The 25,662-nt window shown below is 74.9% G+C and carries 25 protein-coding genes; 13 read left to right on the plus strand and 12 right to left on the minus strand.

What is annotated here, in order from left to right; all coding sequences use genetic code 11:
- Positions 1–66 precede the first annotated feature (66 nt).
- Together NRO40_RS19645 and NRO40_RS19650 are read left to right on the plus strand one after the other, a co-directional pair.
- Entirely contained in the window at positions 67–507 is a 441-nt protein-coding gene (locus NRO40_RS19645; protein ID WP_257375455.1) for a sec-independent translocase, read from the plus strand.
- Between the two features lie 89 nt (positions 508–596).
- Positions 597–1,268, plus strand: coding sequence for a hypothetical protein (locus tag NRO40_RS19650; RefSeq protein ID WP_232790960.1), 672 nt, complete (start codon positions 597–599; stop codon positions 1,266–1,268).
- A 227-nt stretch (positions 1,269–1,495) separates the two neighbouring features.
- Here NRO40_RS19650 and NRO40_RS19655 read toward each other — a convergent pair whose 3' ends face one another.
- From NRO40_RS19655 to NRO40_RS19665, 3 genes are read right to left on the minus strand one after another with little or no spacing between them, the layout of a single operon-like run.
- Positions 1,496–2,629, minus strand: coding sequence for an Mrp/NBP35 family ATP-binding protein (locus tag NRO40_RS19655; RefSeq protein WP_058940624.1), 1,134 nt, complete (start codon positions 2,627–2,629; stop codon positions 1,496–1,498).
- Positions 2,630–2,672: 43 nt separating this feature from the next.
- Positions 2,673–3,284 (minus strand): DUF1003 domain-containing protein, encoded by a 612-nt coding sequence (locus tag NRO40_RS19660; protein ID WP_058940625.1) that lies wholly within the window; start codon positions 3,282–3,284, stop codon positions 2,673–2,675.
- Positions 3,274–4,554, minus strand: a complete 1,281-nt coding sequence (locus tag NRO40_RS19665) for a magnesium transporter MgtE N-terminal domain-containing protein (protein WP_058940626.1) — start codon at positions 4,552–4,554, stop codon at positions 3,274–3,276. The genes NRO40_RS19660 and NRO40_RS19665 overlap by 11 nt, the downstream gene beginning before the upstream one ends.
- 213 nt (positions 4,555–4,767) lie before the next feature.
- Between NRO40_RS19665 and NRO40_RS19670 the strand changes: the two genes are divergently transcribed.
- Complete coding sequence (locus tag NRO40_RS19670) at positions 4,768–5,529, plus strand: hypothetical protein (protein WP_058940627.1); 762 nt, start codon at positions 4,768–4,770, stop codon at positions 5,527–5,529.
- A 213-nt stretch (positions 5,530–5,742) separates the two neighbouring features.
- Here NRO40_RS19670 and NRO40_RS19675 read toward each other — a convergent pair whose 3' ends face one another.
- A complete protein-coding gene (locus NRO40_RS19675) occupies positions 5,743–6,255 on the minus strand; it encodes a hypothetical protein (RefSeq protein WP_058940628.1) in 513 nt (170 codons plus the stop codon).
- A gap of 114 nt (positions 6,256–6,369) precedes the next feature.
- On the minus strand, positions 6,370–7,494 hold the full coding sequence (locus tag NRO40_RS19680; RefSeq protein WP_058940629.1) for a magnesium and cobalt transport protein CorA: 1,125 nt from the start codon (positions 7,492–7,494) through the stop codon (positions 6,370–6,372).
- A gap of 482 nt (positions 7,495–7,976) precedes the next feature.
- Between NRO40_RS19680 and NRO40_RS19685 the strand changes: the two genes are divergently transcribed.
- The 4 genes from NRO40_RS19685 to NRO40_RS19700 all read left to right on the plus strand — a co-directional run bounded on the left by NRO40_RS19685 (position 7,977) and on the right by NRO40_RS19700 (position 11,558).
- Positions 7,977–8,579, plus strand: a complete 603-nt coding sequence (locus NRO40_RS19685) for a suppressor of fused domain protein (protein WP_058940630.1) — start codon at positions 7,977–7,979, stop codon at positions 8,577–8,579.
- Between the two features lie 84 nt (positions 8,580–8,663).
- Positions 8,664–9,302 (plus strand): DUF6758 family protein, encoded by a 639-nt coding sequence (locus tag NRO40_RS19690; RefSeq protein ID WP_058940631.1) that lies wholly within the window; start codon positions 8,664–8,666, stop codon positions 9,300–9,302.
- Positions 9,303–9,966: 664 nt separating this feature from the next.
- Positions 9,967–10,827, plus strand: a complete 861-nt coding sequence (locus NRO40_RS19695) for a PHP domain-containing protein (protein ID WP_058940632.1) — start codon at positions 9,967–9,969, stop codon at positions 10,825–10,827.
- A 125-nt stretch (positions 10,828–10,952) separates the two neighbouring features.
- The gene (locus tag NRO40_RS19700) at positions 10,953–11,558 is read left to right on the plus strand and encodes a MarC family protein (RefSeq protein ID WP_058940633.1); all 606 of its coding nucleotides are present in this window, start codon (positions 10,953–10,955) and stop codon (positions 11,556–11,558) included.
- Between the two features lie 81 nt (positions 11,559–11,639).
- On the opposite strand, the gene NRO40_RS19705 is transcribed toward NRO40_RS19700, so the two are convergent.
- A complete protein-coding gene (locus tag NRO40_RS19705) occupies positions 11,640–11,792 on the minus strand; it encodes a hypothetical protein (RefSeq protein ID WP_198549254.1) in 153 nt (50 codons plus the stop codon).
- 144 nt (positions 11,793–11,936) lie between these two features.
- On the opposite strand from NRO40_RS19705, the gene NRO40_RS19710 reads away from it, so the two are divergent.
- Positions 11,937–12,827 (plus strand): NYN domain-containing protein, encoded by an 891-nt coding sequence (locus NRO40_RS19710; protein WP_198549255.1) that lies wholly within the window; start codon positions 11,937–11,939, stop codon positions 12,825–12,827.
- Positions 12,828–12,854: 27 nt separating this feature from the next.
- Here NRO40_RS19710 and NRO40_RS19715 read toward each other — a convergent pair whose 3' ends face one another.
- Entirely contained in the window at positions 12,855–13,721 is an 867-nt protein-coding gene (locus tag NRO40_RS19715) for an alpha/beta fold hydrolase (RefSeq protein ID WP_058940634.1), read from the minus strand.
- Between the two features lie 165 nt (positions 13,722–13,886).
- Complete coding sequence (locus NRO40_RS19720) at positions 13,887–16,028, minus strand: DEAD/DEAH box helicase (protein WP_107115000.1); 2,142 nt, start codon at positions 16,026–16,028, stop codon at positions 13,887–13,889.
- 423 nt (positions 16,029–16,451) lie between these two features.
- Between NRO40_RS19720 and NRO40_RS19725 the strand changes: the two genes are divergently transcribed.
- The gene (locus NRO40_RS19725) at positions 16,452–17,186 is read left to right on the plus strand and encodes a ferritin-like fold-containing protein (protein ID WP_058940692.1); all 735 of its coding nucleotides are present in this window, start codon (positions 16,452–16,454) and stop codon (positions 17,184–17,186) included.
- Positions 17,187–17,298: 112 nt separating this feature from the next.
- Here the strand turns inward: NRO40_RS19725 and NRO40_RS19730 are convergent, their stop codons facing one another.
- The 4 genes from NRO40_RS19730 to NRO40_RS19745 form a co-directional block, all read right to left on the minus strand.
- Positions 17,299–17,568, minus strand: a complete 270-nt coding sequence (locus NRO40_RS19730) for a hypothetical protein (RefSeq protein ID WP_058940635.1) — start codon at positions 17,566–17,568, stop codon at positions 17,299–17,301.
- A 379-nt stretch (positions 17,569–17,947) separates the two neighbouring features.
- Positions 17,948–18,175, minus strand: a complete 228-nt coding sequence (locus NRO40_RS19735) for a DUF3107 domain-containing protein (RefSeq protein ID WP_058940636.1) — start codon at positions 18,173–18,175, stop codon at positions 17,948–17,950.
- Between the two features lie 135 nt (positions 18,176–18,310).
- Complete coding sequence (locus NRO40_RS19740; RefSeq protein WP_058940637.1) at positions 18,311–18,952, minus strand: TetR/AcrR family transcriptional regulator; 642 nt, start codon at positions 18,950–18,952, stop codon at positions 18,311–18,313.
- Positions 18,953–19,341: 389 nt separating this feature from the next.
- Positions 19,342–19,581, minus strand: a complete 240-nt coding sequence (locus NRO40_RS19745; RefSeq protein ID WP_058940638.1) for a hypothetical protein — start codon at positions 19,579–19,581, stop codon at positions 19,342–19,344.
- A 125-nt stretch (positions 19,582–19,706) separates the two neighbouring features.
- Here NRO40_RS19745 and NRO40_RS19750 point away from each other — a divergent pair, with 125 nt between their 5' ends.
- From NRO40_RS19750 to NRO40_RS19765, 4 genes are all read left to right on the plus strand, one after another.
- Complete coding sequence (locus NRO40_RS19750) at positions 19,707–20,789, plus strand: alpha/beta fold hydrolase (protein ID WP_079046818.1); 1,083 nt, start codon at positions 19,707–19,709, stop codon at positions 20,787–20,789.
- 8 nt (positions 20,790–20,797) lie between these two features.
- Positions 20,798–22,348 (plus strand): DUF3152 domain-containing protein, encoded by a 1,551-nt coding sequence (locus tag NRO40_RS19755; RefSeq protein WP_079046819.1) that lies wholly within the window; start codon positions 20,798–20,800, stop codon positions 22,346–22,348.
- Positions 22,349–22,564: 216 nt separating this feature from the next.
- Positions 22,565–24,346: a DUF3492 domain-containing protein gene (locus tag NRO40_RS19760; protein WP_058940693.1), complete on the plus strand. Its 1,782-nt coding sequence runs from the start codon at positions 22,565–22,567 to the stop codon at positions 24,344–24,346.
- 76 nt (positions 24,347–24,422) lie between these two features.
- Positions 24,423–25,637 (plus strand): hypothetical protein, encoded by a 1,215-nt coding sequence (locus NRO40_RS19765; protein WP_232790956.1) that lies wholly within the window; start codon positions 24,423–24,425, stop codon positions 25,635–25,637.
- Positions 25,638–25,662 lie beyond the last annotated feature (25 nt).

A 25,662-nucleotide genomic window follows, 5' to 3' on the forward strand; every position in this document is an offset into this window, starting at 1 on the left:
GCCAGTCCCGCCCCACCCGCCGAGCGGGTACCTTGGAGCAGCGGAGACCCGAGGAGGAGCGACAAGGTGTTCAGTGACATAGGCGCACTCGAGGTGGTGGCGCTGGTGATCCTCGCCGTGCTCATCTGGGGTCCCGACAAGCTGCCCCAGCTCATCCAGGACGTCAGCGGTTTCATCCGGAAGATCCGGGCCTTCTCCGAGAACGCCAAGCAGGACATCCGCAGCGAACTGGGGCCGGAGTTCAAGGACTTCGAGTTCGAGGACCTCAACCCGAAGGCCTTCCTCCGCAAGCAGCTCGCGGAGAACGGGGACCTCCGCGAGATCCGCGAGCTGCGCAGCAGCTTCGACCTCCGCAAGGAGATCGACGAGGTCGCGGACGCGGTCAAGGGTTCCGCCGCCGCGCCCGCGGCACCCGCCGCCGGCACGGCCGCCACGCCCGACCTGCTGAGGAAGCGCGAGACGCCGGAAACGGCCGAACGGCCCCCCTTCGACGTCGACGCCACCTGAGTCATCTGAGTACCGGCCTTCCGGAACAGGCCCGGGCGGATGGATATCCTCTCCATCTGTCCGAACGGATCGAGGAGGCGGCCGGGCAGATGGAGACGACGAGTCGGGTGGGCGCGCAGGCACAGCCGACGCCCAGCACCACATCCACGACCGAGGGGGTGCCGGCCGCCCGTCGCACGGTGGACGGGTACCTGCGGGCCCCCTTCCCCTGGTACGGGCTGGACGAGGCGTTCACCGGCCCCCGCTGGCTGATGCAGGTCGGCACGGCGGCGGACGGCACCGTCCAGCACGGTGCCACGGGCCACGGCGAGGAACCGACGACGAGACCCGAGGTCGCCGGGCCCGAGCGCGGCCGCTTCGCGGTGGTCGTCACCGTCGCCGCCAACCCCGTCCGGCGCTCCGGTGACGGCACGGGCGTCCTGGACGCCACCACGGCGTCCTCCGCGGCCTGGCTGGCCGGCTCGGGGCTCCTCGCCTACACCTGGCCCGCCCAGCTCGACCACGCGCTGCGCAGCGAGTGGCTCGACCAGCAGACGGAGACCGCGTTCGAGCTCGCCGACGACCTCGACGGGCCCGCCTGGACGACGCTCTCGCTGCCCGTCGACGGTGTGCCGCGGCCCTTCCACTACCGCGAGTCCGAGTTCGGCTGGGTCCTGGCCGGCTCGACCACCGCCGGCGTCCACCTCGGCGCGTACGGGCGAGGCATGAGCGCCTACGGGCTCGGGTTCTCCGTCATCGCCGACATCGCCGCCTACGCCTGACCGTCCAAGCACCCGGGACGCACCCCGCGGGACACACCACCCCGCAGGACGTGCCCCGTACGGCCCGCCCCGCACGGGCAGCCCGCACGACGCGCCCCGCAGGACGCACGGGCGGCCCCGCCCCCCGCACGACGCGCCACGCAGGAGGGGCGCCGCTCGACACGAGCGGCGCCCCTCGGCGCGTCACGGACGCACGGGTGTCCCGGCGGCGGGGCGCCGCCGCGACGTCAGAACTTGTTGCGCGGGGTGATCCCCAGCGACATGCCGGACAGGCCGCGCTGACGGCCTCCGAGCTTGCCCGCGATGGCGCGCAGCGCCGCGCCCGCCGGCGACTCCGGGTCGGACAGGACGACCGGCATGCCCTCGTCGCCGCCCTCGCGCAGCCGCACGTCGATCGGGATCGAGCCGAGCACGGGGACCGTCGCGCCGGTGGTCTTGGTCAGGCCGTCGGCGACCTTCTGGCCGCCGCCCGTGCCGAACACGTCGACCATCTCGTCGCAGTGCGGGCACGGCAGGCCCGACATGTTCTCGACGACGCCGACGATCTTCTGGTGGGTCTGCACGGCGATCGAACCGGCCCGCTCGGCCACCTCGGCCGCGGCCTGCTGCGGGGTGGTCACCACCAGGATCTCGGCGTTCGGCACCAGCTGCGCCACCGAGATCGCGATGTCGCCGGTGCCCGGCGGCAGGTCCAGCAGCAGCACGTCCAGGTCGCCCCAGTACACGTCCGCCAGGAACTGCTGGAGGGCGCGGTGGAGCATCGGGCCGCGCCACACGACCGGGGCGTTGCCCGGCGTGAACATGCCGATGGAGATGACCTTCACCCCGTGGGCGGACGGCGGCATGATCATGTTCTCGACCTGGGTGGGCCGGCCGTCGGCGCCCAGCATGCGGGGCACGCTGTGGCCGTAGATGTCGGCGTCCACGACGCCGACCTTCAGCCCGTCGGCGGCCATCGCGGCGGCGAGGTTCACGGTCACCGACGACTTGCCGACACCGCCCTTGCCGGAGGCGACCGCGTACACGCGGGTCAGCGAGCCGGGCTTGGCGAACGGCACCTCCCGCTCGGCGGTCGTGCCGCGCAGCGCGGCCGCGAGCTCCTTGCGCTGCTCGTCGCTCATCACGTCCAGCGACACGTCGACGCGGGTGACGCCCTCGACCCGGGAGACCGCCTCGCTCACGTTCTTCGTGATCGTCTCGCGCATCGGGCAGCCGGAGACCGTCAGGTACACGGCCACCGCCACCGCGCCGTCGGCACCGATCTCGACTGACTTGACCATGCCGAGATCGGTGATCGGTCGATGGATCTCGGGGTCGTTCACCGTCGCCAGTGCTTCGCGCACCGCGTCTTCCGTCGTCATACGGACGATGGTACGGCGCCGACCACGGCGCCCGGAAAGCCCGTCAGCGGTCGCCTTCGTCACGTCCCGGGGCGGCGGGGCGCGGGGCGGCGGCGCCGCGCTCCTCCAGCTCCCGCACCAGGTCCTCGAGCTCCGAGCGGATCCAGTCGCGGGTGGCGACCTCGCCCAGCCCCATCCGCAGCGCCGCGATCTCCCGGGTCAGGTACTCGGTGTCGGCGATCGACCGCTCGTTCTGCGCCCGGTCCTGCTCCAGGTTCACCCGGTCGCGGTCGTCCTGCCGGTTCTGGGCCAGCAGGATCAGCGGGGCCGCGTACGACGCCTGGAGCGACAGCATCAGCGTGAGGAAGATGAACGGGTACGGGTCGAACCGCAGCGGGTCCGGCATCGTGACGTTCCAGATCAGCCACGTGATGATGGCCACCGTCATCCACACGATGAACCGGCCCGTCCCGAGGAACCGGGCGATCCGCTCCGACAGCCGGCCGAACGCCTCCGGGTCGTACTCGGGCAGCAGCCGGGGCCGCCGGACCCGGGGCTGGTCCAGCGGCTGGTCGAGCCGGGTGCGGGGCGCGGGGCGCTCGCGAGGGGCCGTCCGCTCGCGCTGCCCGGCGCGCTCGCGGCCGGCGCCCCGCTCCGGGGTGCGGTCAGGCGCCATGCGCGGCCCCCCGTTCCTCGTCCGGTTCGAATTCCGTCTCGCGCCAGTCGTCCGGCAGCAGGTGGTCCAGCACGTCGTCGACGGTGACCGCGCCGAGCAGCGACCCGCTGTCGTCGACGACCGGCGCGGCGACCAGGTTGTACGCGGCGAGGTGGCTGGTGACGGCGGACAGCGGGGTGTCCGGCCCCAGCGGCTCCAGGTCGGTGTCGACGATCGCCGAGACCAGCGTGAACGGCGGGTCCCGCAGCAGCCGCTGGAAGTGCACCGTCCCCAGGAACTTCCCCGTGGGCGTCTCGTCCGGCGGGCGGCACACGTACACCTGCGCCGCCAGGGCGGGGGAGAGGTCCTGCTGGCGCACCCGGGCGAGGGCGTCGGCGACCATGGCGTCCGGGCGCAGCACGATCGGCTCGGTCGTCATCAGGCCGCCCGCGGTGCGCTCCTCGTACGACATGAGCCGCCGCACGTCCGCCGCGTCGTCGGGGCGCATCAGCGTGAGCAGCCGCTCCTTCTCCTCCTCCGGCAGCTCGGAGAGCAGGTCCGCGGCGTCGTCGGGGTCCATCGCCTCCAGCACGTCCGCGGCGCGCTCCGCCTTGAGCTCGCCGAGGATCTCGACCTGGTCGTCCTCGGGCAGCTCCTCCAGGACGTCGGCGAGCCGGTCGTCGTGGAGGGCGGCGGCCACCTCGGCCCGGCGCTTGGGCGTCAGGTGGTGCAGGGCGTTGGCGACGTCGGCGGGGCGCATCCGCTCGAAGGTGGCGAGCAGGCTCTCGGCGCCCTGCCCGGTCTCCTCCAGGGAGAAGCCGGTGACGGCCGACCACTCCACGGTCAGCGTCTCGCCGCGGCGGCGCAGCGCCCCGCCGCCGCCCCGGCGGACGAAGACCTTGTCGATCTCCCAGTCGCGGCGGGCGGGCAGCTGGCGCATGGCGACGTCGAGGACGGTCACCTCGTCCCCGCCGTCGACCAGCCGGACCCGGCGGTCGAGGAGCTCGCCGAGGACGAGCCGTTCGGTGGGGCGCTGCTCGAAGCGGCGGACGTTCAGCACGCCGGTGGTGATGACGTGGCCGGACTCCATCCCCGTCACCCGGGTCATCGGCAGGAAGATCCGGCGGCGGCCGATCACCTCCACGACCAGCCCGAGGACCCGGGGCGGCCGCCGTCCCACGCGCAGCATGGCGACGATGTCCCGCACGCGGCCGACCTGGTCGCCGCTGGGGTCGAAGACCGGCGCGCCGGCGAGGTGCGAGACGAAGATGCGGGGGGCGCCACCTGCCATGCCAGCGCCTCCTCCTCGGTCGTCCACCACGTGCACCACGTGCACCGCGCACGCCGCGTCCGCACGTCCGTGCGGGTGCGGTGATTCAGGCTAGCTCGTCATGGTTCGGGTCGCCCGGGCAGGGCGTCCGTACGGCTCCGTGCGGACCCGGCCACCGGGCCCCGGTACGCTGCCGTCTGCCGTCCCCCACGTGAAACACGAGAGGCAGCGCTGGTGACCGCTCTCCCCCCGGCTCGGCGAACCCGCCGCGCCGCGCTCCCCGTCGCGCTCTGCGTCGGGCTGGCCGCGGCACTGACCTCATGCGCGGAGGACCCGGACAAGGGCACGAACGGCGTCGGCAGACTCCCCGCGAACGAGATCGAGACCAAGGCCCGCACGACGGCGAAGGCCGCCGCGTCCGTGCGCCTCGCGGGCACGCTGGTCAGCAAGTCCGGTACGTACAAGCTGAACATGCGCCTCAAGGGCACGGGCGCCACCGGCTCCGTCACGACCAAGGCGTCGACGTTCGAGCTGCTGCGCGTGCGTGACGCCCTCTTCCTCAAGGCGGGAGCGGCGTTCTGGCGCCACGCCGAAGGGTCCGACGAGCCCACCGAGGCCGACATCGAGGCGGCGGACAAGCTCGACGGGAAGTACGTCAAGGTGCCCCAGGACGACCCCTCGTACAAGCGGCTGCGCGGCTTCACCGAGATGAACGTCCTCCTCGACGGCCTGCTGGAGCTCCACGGCGAGGTGCGCAAGGGCGACCGCGACAAGATCGCCGGGATCCGCACCATCAAGGTCTCGGGCGGCGAGCACGGCGAGGGCGGCACACTCGACGTCGCCCTCGACGGCACGCCGTTCCCGCTCCAGTTCGCCCGTGGCGGGGGCGGTGGCGTCGTGGTCCTGTCCGACTGGAACCGGGACTTCCCGCTGGAGGAGCCGGTCAAGGAGGACACCGTCGACTACGGCCGCCAGCTCCCCCGCACCAGCGACTGACCGCGGCCGGCCCGGCGCCGCCGGCGCCGCGGTCCGGGCGGGCTTCGGCGCCTGTCGTGCCGGCGGTACGGGGCGGGCCTCGCGCCCGTCGCGCCGCGTGGCACCGGCCCCGGTCCGGCGCCGCTCACGCCGCACCGCTCGGGTCCGCCGCCGCCCGCGCCGCACGGTCCGGGCGGCTTCGATTCCTGTCGTGCGGGCGGTACGGGGCGGGCCTCAGCGGCCGCGGCGGCGCAGGAGCAGGCGGGGGAGGGCCGGCGGTACCGGTCGGCGCGTGGTCGCCGGCGTCGGCAGCGGTACCGCCGAGAGCGAGCCCTGCGGCAGCTCGGTGACCGCCTCGCGGGGCGTGAGCCGCAGCAGCCGGCACTCGCGGGCCCAGCGCTCGGTCATCGTCTCGGCGTCCGGGGCGTTCAGCCGCTTCCCCTTCAGCTCGTCGGCTGCCGCGGTCCACGCCTCGGAACCGGGCGCCGGCGCGCTCACCAGCGCCGTCCAGGCGACGACCCGCCCGCCCTTGTCCTTGCTGCGCACGGTGACCTCGACGGTCGCGCCCTCGGTGAGGCCGTCGGGCAGCGGCTGTTCCCCGGGCCCGCCACCGACGACGTGCGCGGCGCCGTCGTGCCACACGTGCCACAGGGCCCGCGCGGGTCCCTCGCCGCGCACCCAGATGAGGCCGGACTTCTTCGTGGCCTCCTCGATGAGGGCATGGCCGAGCAGCGAGTCGTCAGTCATGCCCGCAGCTTAGCCAGCGACCCGCCGCCCCCACGCCCGGTGGCCCGGACCCGGCGGCCGGGGTGCGGCGGGGCTGCGCCGCCGCACGGCCGCCCCCGCGGGGGCGGGACGCCCCTACAGCCAGCCGTTGCGCTTGAGCGTGCGGTGGATGGCGAAGCAGATGCCGATGATGGCCGTCAGGACCATCGGATAGCCGTACTTCCACTGGAGCTCCGGCATGTGCTCGAAGTTCATGCCGTACACGCCGCACACCGCCGTCGGCACGGCGATGATCGCCGCCCAGCTGGTGATCTTGCGCATGTCCTCGTTCTGCGTGACCGTCGCCTGGGCGAGGTTGGCCTGGAGGATCGAGTTCAGCAGTTCGTCGAAGCCCACGACCTGCTCCTGCACCCGGGCCAGGTGGTCGGCGACGTCCCGGAAGTACTTCTGAATGTCCGGGTCGACCAGCCGCATCGGCCGCTCGCTCAGCAGCTGCATGGGCCGCATCAGCGGCGTCACCGCCCGCTTGAACTCCAGCACCTCGCGCTTCAGCTGGTAGATGCGGCCGGTGTCGGTGCCGCGCGTGCCGCCCTTCGCCGGGGGCGAGAAGACGTCGATCTCGATCTGGTCGATGTCGATCTCGACGGCGTCCGCGACCGCGATGTACCCGTCGACCACGTGGTCGGCGATGGCGTGCAGGACGGCGGAGGGGCCCTTCCCCAGCAACTCGGGCTCGGACTCCAGCCGGTGGCGCAGGTTGCGCAGCGATCCCTGCCCACCGTGCCGGACGGTGATGACGAAGTCCCGCCCGGTGAAGCACATCACCTCGCCCGTCTCCACGACCTCGCTGGTCGCGGTGAGCTCGGCGTGCTCCACGTAGTGGATCGTCTTGAAGACCGTGAACAGCGTGTCGTCGTACCGCTCCAACTTCGGCCGCTGGTGGGCGTGGACGGCGTCCTCCACCGCCAGCGGGTGGAGCCCGAACTCGGCGGCGATACCGGCGAATTCGGCCTCGGTCGGCTCGTGCAGCCCGATCCAGGCGAAACCGCCGCCCTCGCGGACGCGCCACATCGCCTCCCGGGGCGTCAGGCACCCCTCCTCCTCGACGCGCCGCCCGTCCCGGTACACCGCGCAGTCGACGACGGCGGTGGACGCGGAGGGGTCGCGGGTCGCGTCGTACGCGTTGTACGGCTGGTAGGGGGCGCCGCGCTTGCGCAGCGACGGGCGTACGACGGCACGCAGGTCACGGATCATCGACATGGCAGGCTCCTTCACGCAAGAAGCCGTCGGCGAGGCGTGGCACAGCCCGGAATGGGGACGTGGCGTTGCGTACGTCCGCAAAGCGGGCGGCACCGCGGAACGCGTGACGGAGTTCGCGGTTCGCGGTTCGCTACAGACAGGCAGGGACGACGTGCTCTTCCGTCGTGCGCGGTGCCCGGCGTGCGGAGTACGGGCGGAAACGCCTCAGACGCCCGTACGGGAAGACGTACGGGAGGTGGAGCGTGCACGGATGGTGCGCGGCGGGAGCTGCCCGCGCGGCGCGGAAGAGCGGCTGGTACTGCACGGTCGACTTCGATCCACCGCAGCCCCACCTCCTCCGGCCGGTCCCCCGTGGGGGATGACGTGTCGTCGGGACCGGAAGGCGCGCTCGGCGCACCGTCCCGACCAGCGGCCCACCCTATCAGCCGACTGAGGGTCAATCCTTTTCCCTGCCCGATCCGTACGCGGCCTATGCTCGCCGCATGGAAAAAGTTCTCGCGCTGGTCGAGGCGCGGCTGCGCTCGGCGCTCGGGGAACCCGACGCGCGGGCTTCCGTGACCTTCCTCGGCACGGACCGGATCGAGGTGCTCCGCTTCACCGACACCGAGAACGGCGGGGACAGGCCCGTGGTCAGGTACGCGACGCTCGGCATGTCGGCACGCCCCATGACCGACCCCACGTCGGTGGTGGCGGACCCCGTGGAGGGCCCCCGCGCGGAGCTCGTCCTGACCGTGCGGGCCGGTCTCGCCGACACCGACAAGGTCCTCCGCCCGCTGGCGGTGCTGGCCGCGTCGCCGCAGGTCGAGGGCCTCGTCGTGGCGCCGGGGGCGTCGCTGGACACCGGGGAGCCGCTCTGGCCGGGAGCGCCCTTCACCTCGGTGCTCGTCGCCGAGCCGGGCGGTCTGGTGCCCGACCTGGAGTTGGGGGAGGGGATGGACCCCGTCCGCTTCCTGCCCCTGCTGCCGATGACGCCCAACGAGGCCGCCTGGAAGCGCGTCCACGGCGCGCAGGCGCTGGAGGAGCGCTGGCTGGGCGCCCAGACGGACCTGCGCGACCCGCTGCGTGCCTCGGTCCGGCTGGACTGAGCGCGGCCGCCGTCCCCTCCCGCGGCACACCGGACGGGTGATCGTCCTTGACGCGGCGACGGTCGGGGAGGACCGTTGAACCCTATGAGGGGCGAACCCACATGCCCGAAGTGCGGAGGCAGGGTCAGGGCGCCCGGCCTCTTCTCCGACCGCTGGCAGTGCGACGCGCACGGCGCGGTGTACCCGCTGCAGCCCGTGGTGCCGCCCAGTCTCGAAGCGCTCCACGTCGTCGTGAACCGGGCGCAGGTGCCCGTCTGGATGCCCTGGCCGCTGCCCATCGGCTGGCTCTTCACGGGTGTCGCGCACGCCGGTGACGACCGCAGCGGCGGACGCGCCACCGCCATCGCCTGCTCGGGCCCCGGGCCGCTCGGCGGCGTGGGCGAGCTGCTGCTGGTCGCCGAGGAGCTGGGCGTCGGGCTGGGCGCGCGGTACGCCGGCCTGGAGGGCCCCGACCCCGGACCGCACCTGTGCCAGGACAAGGCGCCGCACGCCAAGGTCCTGGCCGGTGGCCGGCTGACCCCCATGTGGCACGTGGGCGACGTGCCCGAGGGGCGCGCCGTCTTCGCCGGTGAGGCGCGGGGCCTGTGGCTGTGGGCCATCGCCTGGCCGGAGCACTCAGGGTTGCTCCTCTACGACGAGCTGGTCCTCACCGACCTGCGCGAGGCGGGCCCCGAGGTCGACATGGTGCCGTGCGGGGCGCTGTCGCCACGCCTGCTGTCCTGACCCCTGGTCCGCGGCCGGTCGGGCCGCGGGCCGGTCGCGGCTCCCGGTCACGGGCCCGCCCGCACGGCCCGGCCGGCGGTCCCGCTCACCCCCTACGGCGGCCACGCCCGCGCGGCGTGGCCGGTCCCGGACCCGGGCGGCCCGGGTCCCGGTTGGTCCCGGTCCGGTTGGTCCCGGACCCGGGTGGCCCGGGTCCGGCGGGCCCCGATACGGGCGGCCCGTGCCCGGCGGCCCCCGATTACGGGCGGCCCCGGCCCGGCGGCCCCGCGCAGGGTGGGTCCTGGGCAGCGGGGCTCGGTCCGGCGCGCCCCAGGGAGGGTGGGTTCCGGCCCGCGCGTGTCCCTGGTCGGCGGGCCCCGGACCCGGGCGGCCCCGGTCCGGGGGCCCCGGTCCGACGGGGCCCGGTCCGGCGGCCCCGGGCAGGGCGGGTGCCGGGCCGGTGGGTCCCGGGCGCGGCGGGGCGGTCCGGCGGGTCCCGGACCTGCGTGAGCCGGGCAGGGCGGGTCTCGGACCCGGGCGGACCCGGGCGGACCCGGGCCCGACGGGTACCGGTCCGGGCGGGGCAGGGGCCCTGGTGGGGACCGTCACAGCCGGGCGGGGCGGGCGCGCGGGGCCGTTATCCTTGGGTGTCCCCCGTCCGCAGCGAGCCCCGGAGTCACGCGTCGTGCGCATCGACCTGCACACCCACTCCACGGCCTCGGACGGTACGGACACCCCCGCCGAACTCGTGCGCGCCGCCGCCGCCCAGGGTCTCGACGTCGTCGCGCTGACCGACCACGACACCACGCGGGGACACGCCGAGGCCCTAACCGCGCTGCCCGAGGGGCTCACCCTGGTGACCGGCGCCGAGCTGTCGTGCCGCGTCGACGGCATGGGCGTGCACATGCTGGCCTACCTGTTCGACCCGGACGAGCCCGAGTTCGCCCGCGAGCGCGAGCTCGTGCGCGACGACCGGGTGCCGCGGGCCCGCGCGATGGTCGACCGGCTCCGTGGCCTGGGCGTGCCCGTCACGTGGGAGCGGGTCGCCGCCATCGCCGGGGACGGCTCCGTCGGCCGTCCGCACGTCGCGGAGGCCCTCGTCGAGCTGGGCGTCGTACCGGACGTGTCCGGCGCGTTCACGCAGGAGTGGCTCGCCGACGGCGGGCGTGCCCACGTCGAGAAGCACGAGCTGGACCCGTTCACCGCCGTGCGCCTGGTCAAGGCCGCCGGCGGGGTCGCCGTCCTCGCGCACCCGGGCGCCGCCAAGCGCGGCCGGACCCTGCCCGACGCCATGCTGGCCGAGCTCGCCGCCGGCGGCCTCGACGGCGTCGAGGTCGACCACATGGACCACGACGAGCACGCCCGGGCCCGGCTGCGCGGACTCGCGCGCGAGCTCGGCCTGCTGACCACGGGCTCCAGCGACTACCACGGCAGCCGCAAGACGTGCCGGCTCGGGGAGTTCACCACCGACCCGGAGATCTACGGCGAGATCACGCGGCGCGCCACCGGCGCCTTCCCCGTGCCCGGCACGGGCGGACGCCCGTAACCTCCGGCTCGCCCGTACCCCCGGCTGCCGCCGCCCCGCACTTCCGCCGTCCGGCGTCCCGCCGCACGACGCCCCGCCCGGCTCCGCCGCGCGTCCTTCCGTACCACCTCCTCGCAAGGCTCACTGTGTTCGACGTCGCCGTCTTCGGCTCCCTCTTCCTGACCCTCTTCGTCATCATGGACCCCCCGGGGATCACCCCGATCTTCCTCGCCCTGACCTCCGGCCGGCCGGCCAAGGTGCAGCGCCGCATGGCCTGGCAGGCCGTGGCCGTCGCCTTCGGCGTGATCGCCGTCTTCGGCCTCCTCGGCCAGCAGATCCTCGACTACCTGCACGTCTCGGTGCCCGCGCTGATGATCGCCGGCGGTCTGCTGCTGCTGCTCATCGCGCTCGACCTGCTCACGGGCAAGACCGACGAGCCGCAGCAGACGAAGGACGTGAACGTCGCCCTCGTCCCGCTCGGCATGCCGCTGCTGGCCGGCCCGGGCGCGATCGTCTCGGTGATCCTCGCCGTGCAGCACGCCGACGGCGTCCGCGGCCAGGTCTCGGTGTGGGCAGCGATCGGAGCGATGCACCTGGTGCTCTGGCTGACCATGCGCTACTCGCTGGTGATCATCCGGGTGATCAAGGACGGCGGCGTGGTGCTGGTGACCCGGCTCGCCGGCATGATGCTCTCCGCCATCGCGGTGCAGCAGATCATCAACGGCGTGACGCAGGTGATCAAGGCCGCCTGAGCGGCACCGGCCGGGACACGGCCGCGCCCCCGTACCGATCGTCGGTACGGGGGCGCGGTCGTCCGCGGCTCGCGGCGAGTGTCATGACGCGGTGGCGGCGGCCGGACGGATGTAGACGCGCTGGCCGGTGGCCGCGGCGTGCTGCACGATCCGGTTGACGGAGGCCGCGTCCACAACGGTGCTGTCCACGGCGAGGCCGTCGACGTCGTCGAGTCGCATGATCTCGAAGCGCATGGCTTCATCCCTTCGTCGGAGTGTGTTCGTACCACCTGCAACCAGGTGCACTACCCAAACATTCCCTAAACTAAAGAAAATCTTCGACCGTCTAACGAGGAGCGGCTGGCGGTGGGAACGCCCGACACGGACAATGAGGCCCCTATGAACGACGAGGACATCGCCCGGCGCCTGGAGCGCACCAATGAGCTCCTGCGACGCATGCTGGCGGAGGTCGCCAAGACGCCCTCCACGCACGCCATCTTCGTCGACGCCGGTTACGTCTATGCTTCCGCCGGATTGCTGGTCGCGGGCACCGAGGACCGACGCGCCTTCGACCTCGACGCCGAAGGGCTCATCGACGCCTTCATCGACACCGCCCGCACGATCTTCGCCGACAGCAGGCTCCTGCGCGTCTACTGGTACGACGGCGCCCGCCGCCGCATCCACACCGCCGAGCAGCAGTCCATCGCGGAGCTCCCCGACGTCAAGGTCCGCCTGGGCAACCTCAACGCCAACAACCAGCAGAAGGGCGTCGACTCCCTGATCCGCTCCGACCTGGAGTCCCTCGCCCGCCACCGCGCCATCAGCGACGCCGCCCTCGTCGGCGGCGACGAGGACCTCGTCTCCGCCGTGGAGGCCGCCCAGGGCTACGGGGCCCGGGTCCACCTGTGGGGCATCGAGTCCGCCGAGGGCCGCAACCAGGCCGAGCCCCTGCTGTGGGAGGTCGACAGCCAGCGCGTCTTCGACCTCGACTTCTGCCGCCCCTACATCACCCGCCGCCCGGTGACGACGTACGAGAACGAGGGCGAGCCGCCGCCGTCACGCGACGAGGCCCGCTTCGTCGGCGCCCAGATCGCCGCGACCTGGCTCGCGGAACGCGGCGCCGAGCAGATGGCGGAGCTGCTGCCCGGCCGCCCCTACCTGCCGGCCGGCGTCGACCAGGACCTGCTGGTGGAGGCCGAGCGCGTCCTCAGCCGCTCCCTGCGGGGCCACGCCCTGCTGCGCCGCGCCCTGCGCGACGGCTTCTGGCAGCACCTCCAGTCGCGGTTCTAGCCCGCCGCGCGGCGGTGCGCGGCCGACTCAGTACCGGTCCCAGAAGGCCGCGACCACGGCCGCCGTCTCCTCCGGCCGGTCGGTGTTGGGGGAGTGCTCGGCGCCGGAGACCCGCGTGCGGTGCGCGCCCAGCCGCTCGGCCATCGCGTCCAGCAGGGGGACCGGCCAGGTGTCGTCGCGCTCACCGGAGACGACGTGCACCGGCAGCGGCGGATCCAGCGCGGCGAGCTCCGCGACCCGGTCCGGTTCCGTGGTCAGCTGGCGGCCCGTCGCCACGAGCTGCGCCGGGTTGTGCAGCAGCCAGCGGTGGCGCAGGTCCTCACGGTCACCGCGCCGCGGGTCGCCGGCGTCCTCGGGCGGGTCCACCGCCCGCATCGCCTGCCACACCTGCTCCATGTCCATCACGCCGAGGGCGTCGCTCAGCAGCTTGATCTTCTGCCGCTGCTCCGGGGCGACCTCGGCGGGGCCGGACGACAGCAGGGTGAGCGTGCGGAACGGCGCCGAGTCCGCCAGCACCGCGGCCCGCGCGATCTGCCCACCGAGCGAGTGGCCCAGCAGGTGCACCGGCCCGCCCGCGTCGACGGCCTCGGCCTGCGCCAGTACGTCCCGCGCCAGCTCGGCCTGCGCGTACGCCTCGGGGACGCTCGGCCCCGACGTCTCGTACTGGCCCCGTCCGTCCACGGCCACGACCCGGTACCCCGCTTCGGTCAGCGGCTCCAGCATGGCGACGAAGTCCTCCTTGCTGCCGGTGTACCCGGGCAGGAGCAGCGCCGTCCCCGCGGGCGCGCGGTCCGCGGGCGGCGCCGCGTCCAGCACGGCGAACGAGCCGCGGGCGGTGTCGAGGACACGGGCGCGGGCACAGGGCGGCGGGACGAAGGTGGGCGGCCGGCTCATGGGGACGAGGCTAGCGGCCCGGAACGCCTCCTTCTGCCCGGCCCCGGCCACTCCAGGCGGGCGGCGGCGTACGGCAGCCCGCGGGCGGAGACGTACCGCCGCGGCGGGCGGAGACGTGCGAAGGCCCCGCCACCGGGAGCGGTGGCGGGGCCTTCAGCGGGTCGATCAGGCCTCGGCGGGCGCTGCGGCCGCCTTGGTCGTACGACGGCGCCTCGGCTTCGCCTCGGTCGCCTGCGCGGGTACTGCCGCGGTGTCGGCGGACGCGGCAGCCTTGCGGGCACGACGACGCGGCGCGGCCTCCACCGTGTCGACCCCGGCCTCGACGGCCTCGGCGGCCTCCGGGGCCTGCGCGGCCTTGCGGGTGCGGCGGCGGGGCTTGGCCTCGGTGTCGGCTCCCGGGGCGGTGCCCTCGGCGGTGGCGACGGTCTCGTGGGCCTCCGGGGCCTGCGCGGCCTTGCGGGTGCGGCGGCGCGGCTTGGCCTCGGCGTCGGCCTCCGGGGCGGTGCCCTCGGCGCTGGCGACGGCCTCGGCGGCCTCCGGGGCCTGCGCGGCCTTGCGGGTGCGGCGGCGCGGCTTGGCCTCGGCGTCGGCCTCCGGGGCGGTGCCTTCGGCGGTGGCGACGGTCTCGTCGGCCTTCGCCTCGGTGGCCTTGCGGGTGCGGCGGCGCGGGGCCGCCTCGACCTCGGCCTGCGGAGCGACGGCCGTCTCCACGGTGGCGGCGGGCGCCACCGCTTCCGGGGCCTGTGCGACCGGAGTCACCGGCGCGGCGGCCTCGGCCGTCGCGCCCGCACGGGTACGGCGCCGGCGGCGGGGCGTGCGGCGCTCGGCCGGAGCCGTACCGTCGGCAGTGCCCTGCGTCGTGCCGTCCGTCGTCGCGACGGGCGTCTGCGCGACGGGCGTCTGCGCGGCGGCCGGCTCGTCGAGCGAGGTCCCGCCACGGGTGCGGCGGCGCTGGCGCGGCGTGCGGGCGGGGCGCTGCTCGGAACGCTCCTCCTCGCGGCGCCGACCGCCGCGGGGCTTGCGCCCGCCCGGCTCGCCCAGGTCCTCCAGCTCCTCCGCGCCCAGCCCGGCCCGCGTGCGCTCGCCGCGCGGCAGGACACCCTTCGTGCCCTCCGGGATGTCCAGCTCGCTGTAGAGGTGCGGGGAGGTCGAGTACGTCTCGACCGGGTCGCCGAAGTTCAGGTCCAGCGCCTTGTTGATCAGCTGCCAGCGCGGGATGTCGTCCCAGTCGACCAGCGTGATCGCCGTACCGGACGCGCCGGCGCGGCCCGTGCGGCCGACGCGGTGGAGGTACGTCTTCTCGTCCTCCGGCGTCTGGTAATTGATCACGTGCGTGACGCCCTCGACGTCGATGCCGCGCGCGGCGACGTCGGTGCAGACGAGGACGTCGACCTTGCCGTTGCGGAAGGCGCGCAGCGCCTGCTCGCGGGCGCCCTGGCCGAGGTCGCCGTGGACGGCGCCGGACGCGAAGCCGCGCCGCTCCAGCTGCTCGGCGATGTCGGCCGCCGTGCGCTTCGTACGGCAGAAGATCATCGCGAGCCCGCGGCCCCTGGCCTGCAGGATGCGGGAGACCAGCTCCGGCTTGTCCATGGAGTGGGCACGGAAGACGTGCTGCTTGATGTTGGCGACCGTCGCGCCCGCGTCGTCCGGCGCGGTGGCGCTGATGTGCGTGGGCTGGGACATGTACCGGCGGGCGAGGCCGATGACGGCGCCCGGCATGGTCGCCGAGAACAGCATCGTCTGGCGCTTCGGCGGCAGCATGTTGATGATCTTCTCGACGTCGGGCAGGAAGCCCAGGTCGAGCATCTCGTCCGCCTCGTCCAGCACGAGCGTGCGGATGTGGGACAGGTCGAGCTTCCGCTGACCGGCCAGGTCGAGCAGGCGTCCGGGGGTGCCGACGACCACGTCGACGCCCTTCTTGAGCGCCTCGACCTGCGGCTCGTATGCGCGGCCGCCGTAGATCGCGAGGACGCGGACGTTGCGGACCTTGCCGGCGGTCAGGAGGTCGTTGGTGACCTGCGTGCACAGCTCGCGGGTCGGGACGACGACCAGGGCCTGCGGCGCGTCCGTCAGCTGGTCGGGGCGGGAGCGGCCCGCCTCGACGTCCGCGGGGACGGTGACCTGCTCCAGCAGCGGCAGCCCGAAGCCGAGCGTCTTGCCGGTGCCGGTCTTGGCCTGTCCGATGACGTCGCTGCCCGAGAGGGCGACCGGGAGCGTCATCTCCTGGATGGGGAAGGGGTTGACGATGCCGACGGCCTCCAGGGCCTCGGCGGTCTCGGGGAGGATCCCCAGGTCTCGGAAAGTCATGGCCTGCGTAGTCAGGGTGTCGCCTCTTCTGTGAGCCGCGGTACGAGGCGAACGCTGGGGGTCTTACCGCGCCGGATCACTGTCCGGCCGCACTGTGTGGCATCACAGCCGGGTGTCGCGGGACCACTGCCGTCGCTCGAGCGTCATACCGCTGAGGGGCCCCTCATGTGCGGTGGCGCACGGAGGGCTGTCAGGTCGGAGCCGATCGGGCCACCGACCGGGCATCCTCATTCATGGAACCGCCCCCCGAGCGCATACGGAAGCATCCGCGTACTCGACAGGGCGCTTTACCACTGTACCCCGGAATCCCGCAGGAGTGTCGGGACGATTCACAAGGAGGGGGACGTCACACTCGGGGGACAGGCCCCCGCGCTCACTGACCAGCGCCTTACCGGGTGCCACGGGCGGGCTATTGTGCGGTTCATGGAGACGCCTGACAACGCCACTGCCGCAGAAGAACCGACCGGGATCGCCGCCCTCGACTGGGCAGCCGCTTCCGCGGAGCCGCAGTACCGCGCGGCCGTCGTGGATCTGCTCGGCGCGCTCGCGTACGGGGAGCTGGCGGCCTTCGAGCGGCTCGCCGAGGACGCGAAGCTCGCCCCGACGCTCGGCGACAAGGCGGAGCTGGCGAAGATGGCGTCCGCCGAGTTCCACCACTTCGAGCAGTTGCGCGGCCGGCTCGCCGCGATCGACGTGGAGCCGACCGCCGCGATGGAGCCGTTCGCCAAGGCGCTGGACGACTTCCACCGGCAGACGGCCCCCTCGGACTGGCTGGAGGGCCTGGTCAAGGCGTACGTGGGCGACTCGATCGCCAGCGACTTCTACCGCGAGGTCGCCGTCCGGCTCGACTCGGACACGCGCGCGCTGGTGCTGGCCGTGCTGGACGACACCGGTCACGGGAACTTCGCCGTGGAGAAGGTCCGCGCCGCGATCGAGGCGGACCCGCGTGTCGGCGGCCGGCTCGCGCTGTGGGCGCGGCGGCTGATGGGCGAGGCCCTGTCGCAGGCCCAGCGGGTCGTGGCGGAGCGGGACGCGCTGTCGACGATGCTCGTCGGCGGCGTCGCGGACGGGTTCGACCTGGCGGCGGTCGGCGAGATGTTCTCGCGCATCACCAAGGCGCACACGAAGCGCATGGCGGCCCTGGGTCTCGCGGCCTAGCGGCCGCCCCGGTCATCCGGGCCGCCCTGGTCATCCGGGCCGCCCTGGTCATCCGGGGTCGTCCCGGTCACCCGGGGTCGTCCGGTCTTCCGGCGGGGAGCGGCGGCGTGGTTCACGCCGCCGCTGATCGGCGCAACCGGTGGGCCGCCGGGCGGATCAGCAGCGACAGCAGGACGGCGCTGATCGCGACGGCGCCCAGCAGCGTCCCCAGTACGAGGCCGGGGCCGAGCGCGGCGTGCGTGACGAGCGCGCCGAACAGCGCGCCGAGCACGCCGGTGACCAGCACCGTGCGACGCGGCGGGAGCCGGTCGGCCAGCCGGTGGAGGGCGGCCCAGGACAGGGCGAGGCCGAGCAGCACGGAGCCGAGAGCTTCCCAGAACACAGCATCACCTCGCGGACGGCGGGGCGGGCAGAGCGGTCGTCCCGGTCCTACCCGTGCCCCGTGGAACGCAACCCTCCCGCGCGCCCCGATCACGCCCGGGTGACCGCCGCACCCGAACACCCCTTCGTGACCGCCGCCTGACCGGCCGACAGGTGACCGACCGGGGACCGGCGGGGGCGCTGGGTCGCCCGCCGAGGGGGGTGGCGCCGAGGGGTGGACACCGACACGGGGACGGCGGAGGCACCGGAGGCACCGGGCCCGGGCAGGACCGGGGGTGGCGCCGCAGGGCGATACGGCGACGGCCACGGGGGCGGACACGGCGGAGGCCCGGCGGGGTCGCCCCCGCCGGGCCTCCGACTGTCGCTGTCGCGCTACGTCGTCACAGCGCGCCGAAACCGACCCGGCGCACCGTCGGCTCGCCGATCTCGACGTACGCGATCCGGTCCGCCGGCACGAGGACCTTGCGGCCCTTGTCGTCCGTCAGGCTGAGCAGCTTCGACGCGCCGTCCAGCGCGTCGGCCACCGCGCGCTCGACGTCCTCGGCGGACTGCCCGCTCTCCAGAACGATCTCCCGGGGCGCGTGCTGCACACCGATCTTGACCTCCACGGCTATGTCCCTCCGAACGGTCAGCGTTGCGCGATCACCGCGCCGTACGCTGCACACATTAGCCCGGAGAGGCGACCCGCCACGGCCGGGCGGCGCACGCCAGGAGCGAACAAGCCCCCGCGACGCCGTCCGACGTCAGTGGCCTTCGGCCGCGTGGAGCGGGAAGCCGGCGATGCCCCGCCAGGCGAGCGAGGTCAGCAGCTGCACGGCCGTGTCGCGCGGCACGGGCGAGTCACTGGCCAGCCAGTACCGGGCGACGACCTGCGACACCCCGCCCAGACCCACCGCGAGCAGCATGGACTCGTCCGGGGACAGTCCCGTGTCCTCGGCGATCACGTCGGAGATGGCCTCCGCGCACTGCAGGGAGACCCGCTCGACGCGCTCGCGGACCGCCGGCTCGTTCGTCAGGTCCGACTCGAAGACCAGGCGGAACGCGCCGCCCTCCTCCTCGACGTAGGCGAAGTAGGCGTCCATGGTGGCGGCGACGCGCTGCTTGTTGTCCGTCGTGGAGGCGAGCGCGGTCCGGACCGCGTGCAGCAGGGACTCGCAGTGCTGGTCGAGCAGCGCCAGGTACAGCTCCAGCTTGCCGGGGAAGTGCTGGTACAGGACGGGCTTGCTGACCCCCGCCCGCTCCGCGATGTCGTCCATCGCGGCCGCGTGGTAACCCTGGGCGACGAAGACCTCCTGGGCCGCGCCCAGGAGCTGATTGCGTCGGGCTCGGCGCGGCAGGCGTGTGCCCCTCGGGCGCGCCGCCTCTGTCTGCTCGATGGCTGTCACGCCGCCTCCCAAATTCGATCCAAATGCGCTGTGCGCCGCGCCGCCATCGTACTTTTGGGTAACCCGGCTGTGCGCGGTGCGAGCGCAGAATTTCACGTACCGGACGCCCGCGGTACCCGGAGCTTCAAGTTTGAACGAATCTGACCCCGGGCGAACGCGGCTCAACCCGGGCGACGCGCCGCGGGACGGTCCCGCGCCGCCGGGGCGGATCGCGCCGGGCGGGCCGACCGCAGGGCGGCGGCGGGCGGACGGCGGCGGGTGGACCCGGCCGGTGCCCAGCGTCGCCCGCCGTCCGCCCGCACGGGTCGCCACCCGTGCGCCGGTTCGCCGCCCGTCCGCCCTCCGTCCGCAGCCCGGTCCGGTCCGGTCCGGCCCGGGCGGGCGGCCGGTCACCCCTCGCGGTAGTCGTCCTCGTCCAGCTCGACCACCCTCGCCTGCTCCACCGCGTCCGCCTCGTTCGCCACCTCGGGGTCGATCCGCGTGAGGGGGTCGTCCGCCTGCGGCACCAGCTCCGTGTGCTGTTCGGCGGCGTCCGCCTCGGGTGTCTCCTCGGCCAGTCCGGTCGCGGTCGTGCCGTTCTCCCGGGCCAGCTCCGCCAGCGTCTCGGGATCCGTGGGGTCGACGGTCATGAGCTCCCCTTCCTCGCGGGCGTCTGCCCTTGCTACGAGCCTAGAAGGTTGCCCATTCCGACGCTATGCGATCCTGTGACGGCGAACACACCGTTCCGGACGTGATCGTCTCGTAACATTGGCGCATGTCTTCGACCGAGCTGCCCGCGTCCCCGACGGCCGCCGCGGCGGTGCCCCGCGTGGGTGCCGTACGGGTCGCCGAGGGGGAGCGGTTGCGCCGCGTGACGCTGCCGGGGCTGACGCTGAACGTCCGCTACCGGCCGTGCGACGACACGACCGGCAGGGCCCCCGCGCTGTACGTGCACGGGCTCGGCGGCTCCTCGCAGAACTGGTCGGCGCTCATGCCGCTCCTGGCGGACGTCCTGGACGGCGAGGCCGTCGACCTGCCGGGCTTCGGTGACTCCCCGCCGCCCGACGACGGCAACTACTCCCTGACGGGCCACGCCCGCGCCGTCATCCGGCTCCTCGACGCCGGCGCCCGGGGCCCGGTGCACCTGATCGGCAACTCCCTGGGCGGCGCGGTCGCCACCCGCGTGGCGGCCGTCCGCCCCGACCTGGTCCGCACGCTGACGCTGGTCTCGCCCGCCCTGCCCGAACTGCGGGCCCAGCGCGGTGCCTGGCCCACCGGGCTGCTGGCCGTACCGGGCGTGGCCCGGATGTTCGCGCGCATGACCCGGGACTGGACGCCCGAGCAGCGCGTCCGGGGCGTCGTCGGCCTCTGTTACGGCGACCCGCGCACCGTCACGGACGAGGGGCTGCGCGCCGCCGTCGAGGAGATGGAGCGCCGCCTCCGGCTGCCGTACTTCTGGGACGCGATGAGCCGTTCCGCGCGGGGCATCGTCGACGCGTACACGGTCGGCGGCCAGCACAACCTGTGGCGGCAGGCCGAGCGGGTCCTCGCCCCGACGCTGCTCGTCTACGGTGGGCGCGACCGGCTCGTGTCGTACCGCATGGCCCGCAAGGCCGCCGCGTCGTTCCGGGACGCCCGGCTGCTGACGCTCCCGGACGCCGGGCACGTGGCGATGATGGAGTACCCGGAGGCGGTCGCCCGCGCGGTGCGCGACCTCGTCACGGACCGGGGCCCCGGTGATCCGGTGCCGGCCGACCGCGACGGCGACCGGCGGGAGGTCGGGCCGCGGGACGGCGGTGACCGGCAGGGGGCCGGACGGCGCGACGGCGGCGAGCGGCACGACGGCACGGGGAGCTGATCCGGGGCGTGGGACGACATAGCCGCAAAGGCCCCGCACCCACCGACCGGGGGGTCGACCGCAGTACCGCGACCGCCGCCGCACAGGGCGGCCGCCGCCGCAGGGGACCGGCGACGACACCGCCGGCACCGGCACCGGGGCAGGCCGCACCACAGGCCGCACGGGCGCCTCAGGCCCCGCAGCGGCAGCCCGAAGGCATCCAGCAGCCACAGGACCGGCAGCAGCAGCCGCAGTCGCCGACGTCCGGGCAGTACGGCTACGGCCACGCCCACGACCAGGGCACCCCGGCGCACGGCACCGCCACCCCCTACTCCACGCCCCGTGACGCGCGGGGCGGTCACCCCGAGCAGCGCGAGCCGGGCGGCGGCTGGGGCGCCGCCCCGTACGCACCCCAGGAGCAGCCGGTGGCCGCGGCGCAGCCGCGCATCGCGCAGGCGGCTCCGCGCGTACCGGGTCCGCGCCGGGAGTTCGTCGAGGCGTTCGACGGGCCGGTGCCGCAGGAGGCCCGGCCCGGCGACGGCGTGGACGTGGTCGCGGGCGGCGGTGTGGGAGCCGCCGGGGGGCGTCGACGGCGCGACCACCGGCGGGACGGGGCACCGGCCACCGGTACCGCCCCGGCGGCCGCCGGCCCGCACGCCCCCGCCGACGGCGGGGGCCCGGTCGCCCACGACGCCCCGGCCGACGGCGCCGGTGACGCCGGGAGCGAGGGCGCTCCGGGCGAGGACCGCAAGGGCGGCCGGAGTCGTACGTACACCGGGATCGCGGCCGCCGCCGTCACCACCGTCCTCGCGGTCGTCGTCGCCGGTCAGGTCACCGAGGCCCGGCAGGACGGCCGCACCGGGCAGGCCGCCGACGCCCCCGACCTGCGGCCCGGCGAGGACGCCGCGTCCCGCTCCGACCAGCGGCCCACACCGCCGCTGGTGGTGCCGTCCCGCCCCGCCGTGCCCGTCGAGCCGCCGACGTACGATCAGCTGATGGCCCGCCAGTTCCCCCTGGCGCCCGCCCTCAAGGGGACCGGCGCGTTCGAGGCCGTGCCCGGGGCCGACCCGGCGCCCGGCAAGGGGCAGAAGGTCCGCTACCGCGTCGACGTGGAGAAGGGGCTCGGGCTCGACGGCAAGCTGTTCGCCACGGCCGTCCAGAAGACCCTCAATGACCCCCGCAGCTGGGCGCACGGCGGCGCCATGACGTTCGAGCGGATCTCCACCGGCCGCCCGGACTTCGTCGTCACCCTGGCGAGCCCCGGGACGACCGGCGTCTGGTGCGCCAAGTCGGGCCTCGACACGACGATCGACAACGTCTCGTGCGACTCCGCCTCCACCGACCGCGTGATGATCAACGCCTACCGCTGGGCGCAGGGCGCCGAGACCTTCGGCCCCAAGGCGATGCTCGCGTACCGGCAGATGCTGATCAACCACGAGATCGGGCACCGGTTGGGGCACAACCACCGCACCTGCCAGACGCCCGGCGCGCCCGCGCCCGTGATGCAGCAGCAGACCAAGTCGCTGGAGATCGACGGCGTCAAGTGCCGCCCCAACCCCTGGGTCTACCCGGGCGAGTGACGCCCCACGGCCTGGCCGGAGCCTGACGTGGCGTAGTCGCATCGCGCCTTAGCGCGACGGAACGCGCCCGGTGGGCGAAAGTTACGTGCATTCACCCCTTCCGGTGGCGCGACGGACAACCGTCCGTCGCGCCACCTGTTCGTCCGCTTACGGTCGTCCCGCCGCGAGTCGCCGGACCAACGACGGCCGCGCACAAGGGAGATCGGGGGTGTGCTCGTGCGGATCGGACTGCTCACCGAGGGTGGCTACCCGTACGCCGCGGGTGAGTCCAGGCTCTGGTGCGACCGGCTCGTGCGCGGGCTCGCGCAGCACGAGTTCGACCTCTACGCGCTGAGCCGCAGCGCACGCGAGGAGGACGCCGGGTGGGTGCCGCTGCCCCCGCACGTCCAGCGCGTGCGCACCGCCCCCCTGTGGTCCGCGCCGGCCGACCTCCGCGACGGCGCTCGCGGGCCGCGCCCCCACGGGCGGCGGGACCGCCGCCGCTTCACCGACCGCTTCGAGCAGCTGGCCACCGCCCTCTGCCGCGCCGAGCCGGCCGCCGGCACCACCTTCGCCGACGGCCTCTACGGGCTCGCCGAACTCGCCCGCGACCGCGGCGGTCTCGCGTCGGCCCTCCGCTCCGAGGCCGCCGCGCGCGTCCTGCAGGCCGCCTGCCGCGCCCCAGGCGCACGCCGGAGCGCACACGGCGCCACCGTGCCCGACTACCTGGCGCTCGCCCACGAGCTGGAGCGCGTCCTGCGCCCCCTGTCGCTCGACTGGTACGACGCCGACGGTCTCGGCGCGGTCGACCTGTGCCACGCGGCCTCGGGCGGCGCCGCGGCCCTCCCCGGCCTTCTGGCCAAACGCTTCTTCGGGGTTCCGCTGCTGGTCAGCGAGTACGGCGTGCAGCTGCGCGCGCACTATCTCGCCACCGGCGGGACGCCGCTGAGCCCGCCCGTGCGGGCCCTGCTGGCGGCCTTCCACGGCCGGCTCGCCACGGAGGTCTACCACCGGGCCTCCGTCGTGACCGCCGGCAACACCCACGCGCGCCGCTGGCAGGAGCGGTGCGGCGCCGACCGTGCCAAACTGCGCACGGTCTACCCGGGCCTCGAAGCGGAACGGTTCGCCGCCGTCGGGGACGGCACGGACTGCGGCGACCCGCGCACCCTCGTCTGGGTCGGCCGGATCGAGCCCGCCAAGGACCTCGTCGGCCTGCTGCACGCCTTCGCCGCGGTGCGCCGGGCCGAGCCGGGCACCCGGTTGCGGATCATCGCGGCCCCCCTGCGGGGCCCCGAGGCGTCCGCCTACCTCGGGCACTGCCGGGCGCTCGCCGCCCAGCTCTTCCCCGACGAGGCGGCCACCGCCCACGCCGTCGGCGACAACCCGGTCTCCTTCGAGGAGATCGGCGGCCCCGAGGCACCCGAACTCCCCGACGCCTACGCCGCCGGGTGCGTGACCGTCCTCTCCAGCGTCGTGGAGGGCTTTCCCGTCAGCCTCATCGAGGCCATGCTCTGTGCCCGCGCCACCGTCTCGACCGACGTCGGGGCGGTCGTCGAGGTCATCGGCGGAACGGGACTCGTCGTCCCCCCGCGCAACCCCCGGGCGCTCGCCGACGCCTGCCTCGCGCTGCTGCGCGACCCCGAGCGCCGGGAGCGGCTGGGCGCCGCCGCGCGCGCCCGCGCGCTCGAACTCTTCACGACCGAGCAGAACGTCGCGGCCTTCCGCGGCCTCTACCTCGAACTGCTGTCGCTCGCCCCCGTACGCCGCGCGTCCGAGGCCGTCGACAGCGACGGTCACCCGGTGCCCTTCGCCCACCCGGCGGAGGCGTACGTACCGGGGCACTGGACCGCCGCCCCGCGCCCCACCCCGACATGGGCGGTGGCGGCGGCAGCGGGGCCGCGGCCGGTGTCGGGGTCGGGCCTGGCGGTGGGTTCGGCGTCGGCGGTGGGTTCGGCCTCGGCGGCTCCGATCGCGGCGGCCACGGCGGTCACAGGGGGAGTGGAGGGTGGCCATGTCTGAGACACCCGCGCCTCCCGCGCCTCCCGCGACCTCCGGGGCGGCCGGGACGGCCCCTTCCCGGGGGCCGGGAGTGGGCGTGTCCGGGGCGGGCGCCTCCGCGGTGTCCCGGGCGGGCGCCTCCGCGCGCCGGGGCTCCGCCGATCCCGTCAAGGCGCTGCTGCACCGGCACCGGGAGCTGTGCGAACGGGCCGTCGACCCCCTGGAGATCGCCGCCGGGCTGGAGGCCCACGGCGTCACCGACCGCACCGCGGCCCGCTTCCGCCACCGCGACGTGTTCTCGCTCGCCGAGGAGCTCTACGCGCGCGTACCGCGCGACTCCGGCCAGGTCGCCGCCACCCGCACGAGCACCCCGGCCGACGCCCCGGACCGGGCGGAAGCGCCCGACCGGGCCGACGCCCGGGACGCCCACCGGACGGACGCTCGGGCCGGCGCCCGGGACGGTGCCACCGACCGGGCCGGGCGCCTGTGGACGCGGCGGGCGGGGACCGTCCTCGCCACGCTGCTCCCGGCCGCCGTCTGGGGGCTGACGCTCACCGGGCAGGCCCTGACCACCGGGCGGCCGCGGCTCGCCGTCACCCTCGCGGGGGCCCTCGGACTCGCGGTCGCGCTCGCCTTCTGCGTCCGGCGCGGGCCGCTGCGCACGCCGGGGCGCACGCCGGTCTCCGCGGCAGCCGCCACGACCCTGCTCCTCCTCTACGCGGCGTACGGCGACGGGCTGCTCGGCCGGCTCGTCGACGGTGCCCCCGACGGACCCTGGCCCCCCGCGACGGGCCCGCTGCTGGCCCTCACGCTGGCCCTGCCGCCGGCCGCCGGCTGCACCCGGCTGTTCGCCGTGCGGGCCCGGCGCCGGCTCGCGGGCAGCCGGGGCCTGGACGACTTCACCGCCCGGGCCAGGCCCCTCTTCCTCGCGGTCGTCGCGCTGTACCTGACGGCCCTGTCCGGTCTGCTCGTCCTGACCCGGCTCGTCCCGGGGGCCGCACCAGGGCCGCTCGTCCCGGCGCTGGCGCTCGGCGCCCTGCTGTTCCTGGCCAGGCTGCTCACCGTGCACGGCTTCGCGCCGGCGGGCGCCACCGCGCTCGGCGCCGCGTGCGCCGCCCAGTACCTCGCCTGCGCCGCGGTCCTCGCCGGACGGCTGCCCGGCCTCGACCCGGTGGCCGCGCCCGTCCGGGCCGTCGTGGAGACCTGGGGCCCGGCAGCCGTACCCGCCCTCGCGTGCGGCGGGGCGGCCGCCGCCCTGCTCGCGTACGCGTCCACCGTGCTCGCCCGGGCCTCCGCACACGCCCGCCCCTGACCACACCCGCACCGACCCGCACACC

The sequence above is a fragment of the Streptomyces changanensis genome (assembly GCF_024600715.1).
Taxonomy (GTDB): domain Bacteria; phylum Actinomycetota; class Actinomycetes; order Streptomycetales; family Streptomycetaceae; genus Streptomyces; species Streptomyces changanensis.

Excerpts from the sequence above, each read along its gene's own strand:
- NRO40_RS19650 (WP_232790960.1), top strand. The coding sequence starts at position 597 with ATGGAGACGACGAGTCGGGTGGGCGCGCAGGCACAGCCGACGCCCAGC.
- NRO40_RS19655 (WP_058940624.1), bottom strand. The coding sequence starts at position 2,629 with ATGACGACGGAAGACGCGGTGCGCGAAGCACTGGCGACGGTGAACGAC.
- NRO40_RS19660 (WP_058940625.1), bottom strand. The coding sequence starts at position 3,284 with ATGGCGCCTGACCGCACCCCGGAGCGGGGCGCCGGCCGCGAGCGCGCC.
- NRO40_RS19665 (WP_058940626.1), bottom strand. The coding sequence starts at position 4,554 with ATGGCAGGTGGCGCCCCCCGCATCTTCGTCTCGCACCTCGCCGGCGCG.
- NRO40_RS19675 (WP_058940628.1), bottom strand. The coding sequence starts at position 6,255 with ATGACTGACGACTCGCTGCTCGGCCATGCCCTCATCGAGGAGGCCACG.
- NRO40_RS19680 (WP_058940629.1), bottom strand. The coding sequence starts at position 7,494 with ATGTCGATGATCCGTGACCTGCGTGCCGTCGTACGCCCGTCGCTGCGC.
- NRO40_RS19685 (WP_058940630.1), top strand. The coding sequence starts at position 7,977 with ATGGAAAAAGTTCTCGCGCTGGTCGAGGCGCGGCTGCGCTCGGCGCTC.
- NRO40_RS19690 (WP_058940631.1), top strand. The coding sequence starts at position 8,664 with ATGAGGGGCGAACCCACATGCCCGAAGTGCGGAGGCAGGGTCAGGGCG.
- NRO40_RS19705 (WP_198549254.1), bottom strand. The coding sequence starts at position 11,792 with ATGCGCTTCGAGATCATGCGACTCGACGACGTCGACGGCCTCGCCGTG.
- NRO40_RS19710 (WP_198549255.1), top strand. The coding sequence starts at position 11,937 with ATGAACGACGAGGACATCGCCCGGCGCCTGGAGCGCACCAATGAGCTC.
- NRO40_RS19715 (WP_058940634.1), bottom strand. The coding sequence starts at position 13,721 with ATGAGCCGGCCGCCCACCTTCGTCCCGCCGCCCTGTGCCCGCGCCCGT.
- NRO40_RS19720 (WP_107115000.1), bottom strand. The coding sequence starts at position 16,028 with ATGACTTTCCGAGACCTGGGGATCCTCCCCGAGACCGCCGAGGCCCTG.
- NRO40_RS19725 (WP_058940692.1), top strand. The coding sequence starts at position 16,452 with ATGGAGACGCCTGACAACGCCACTGCCGCAGAAGAACCGACCGGGATC.
- NRO40_RS19745 (WP_058940638.1), bottom strand. The coding sequence starts at position 19,581 with ATGACCGTCGACCCCACGGATCCCGAGACGCTGGCGGAGCTGGCCCGG.
- NRO40_RS19750 (WP_079046818.1), top strand. The coding sequence starts at position 19,707 with ATGTCTTCGACCGAGCTGCCCGCGTCCCCGACGGCCGCCGCGGCGGTG.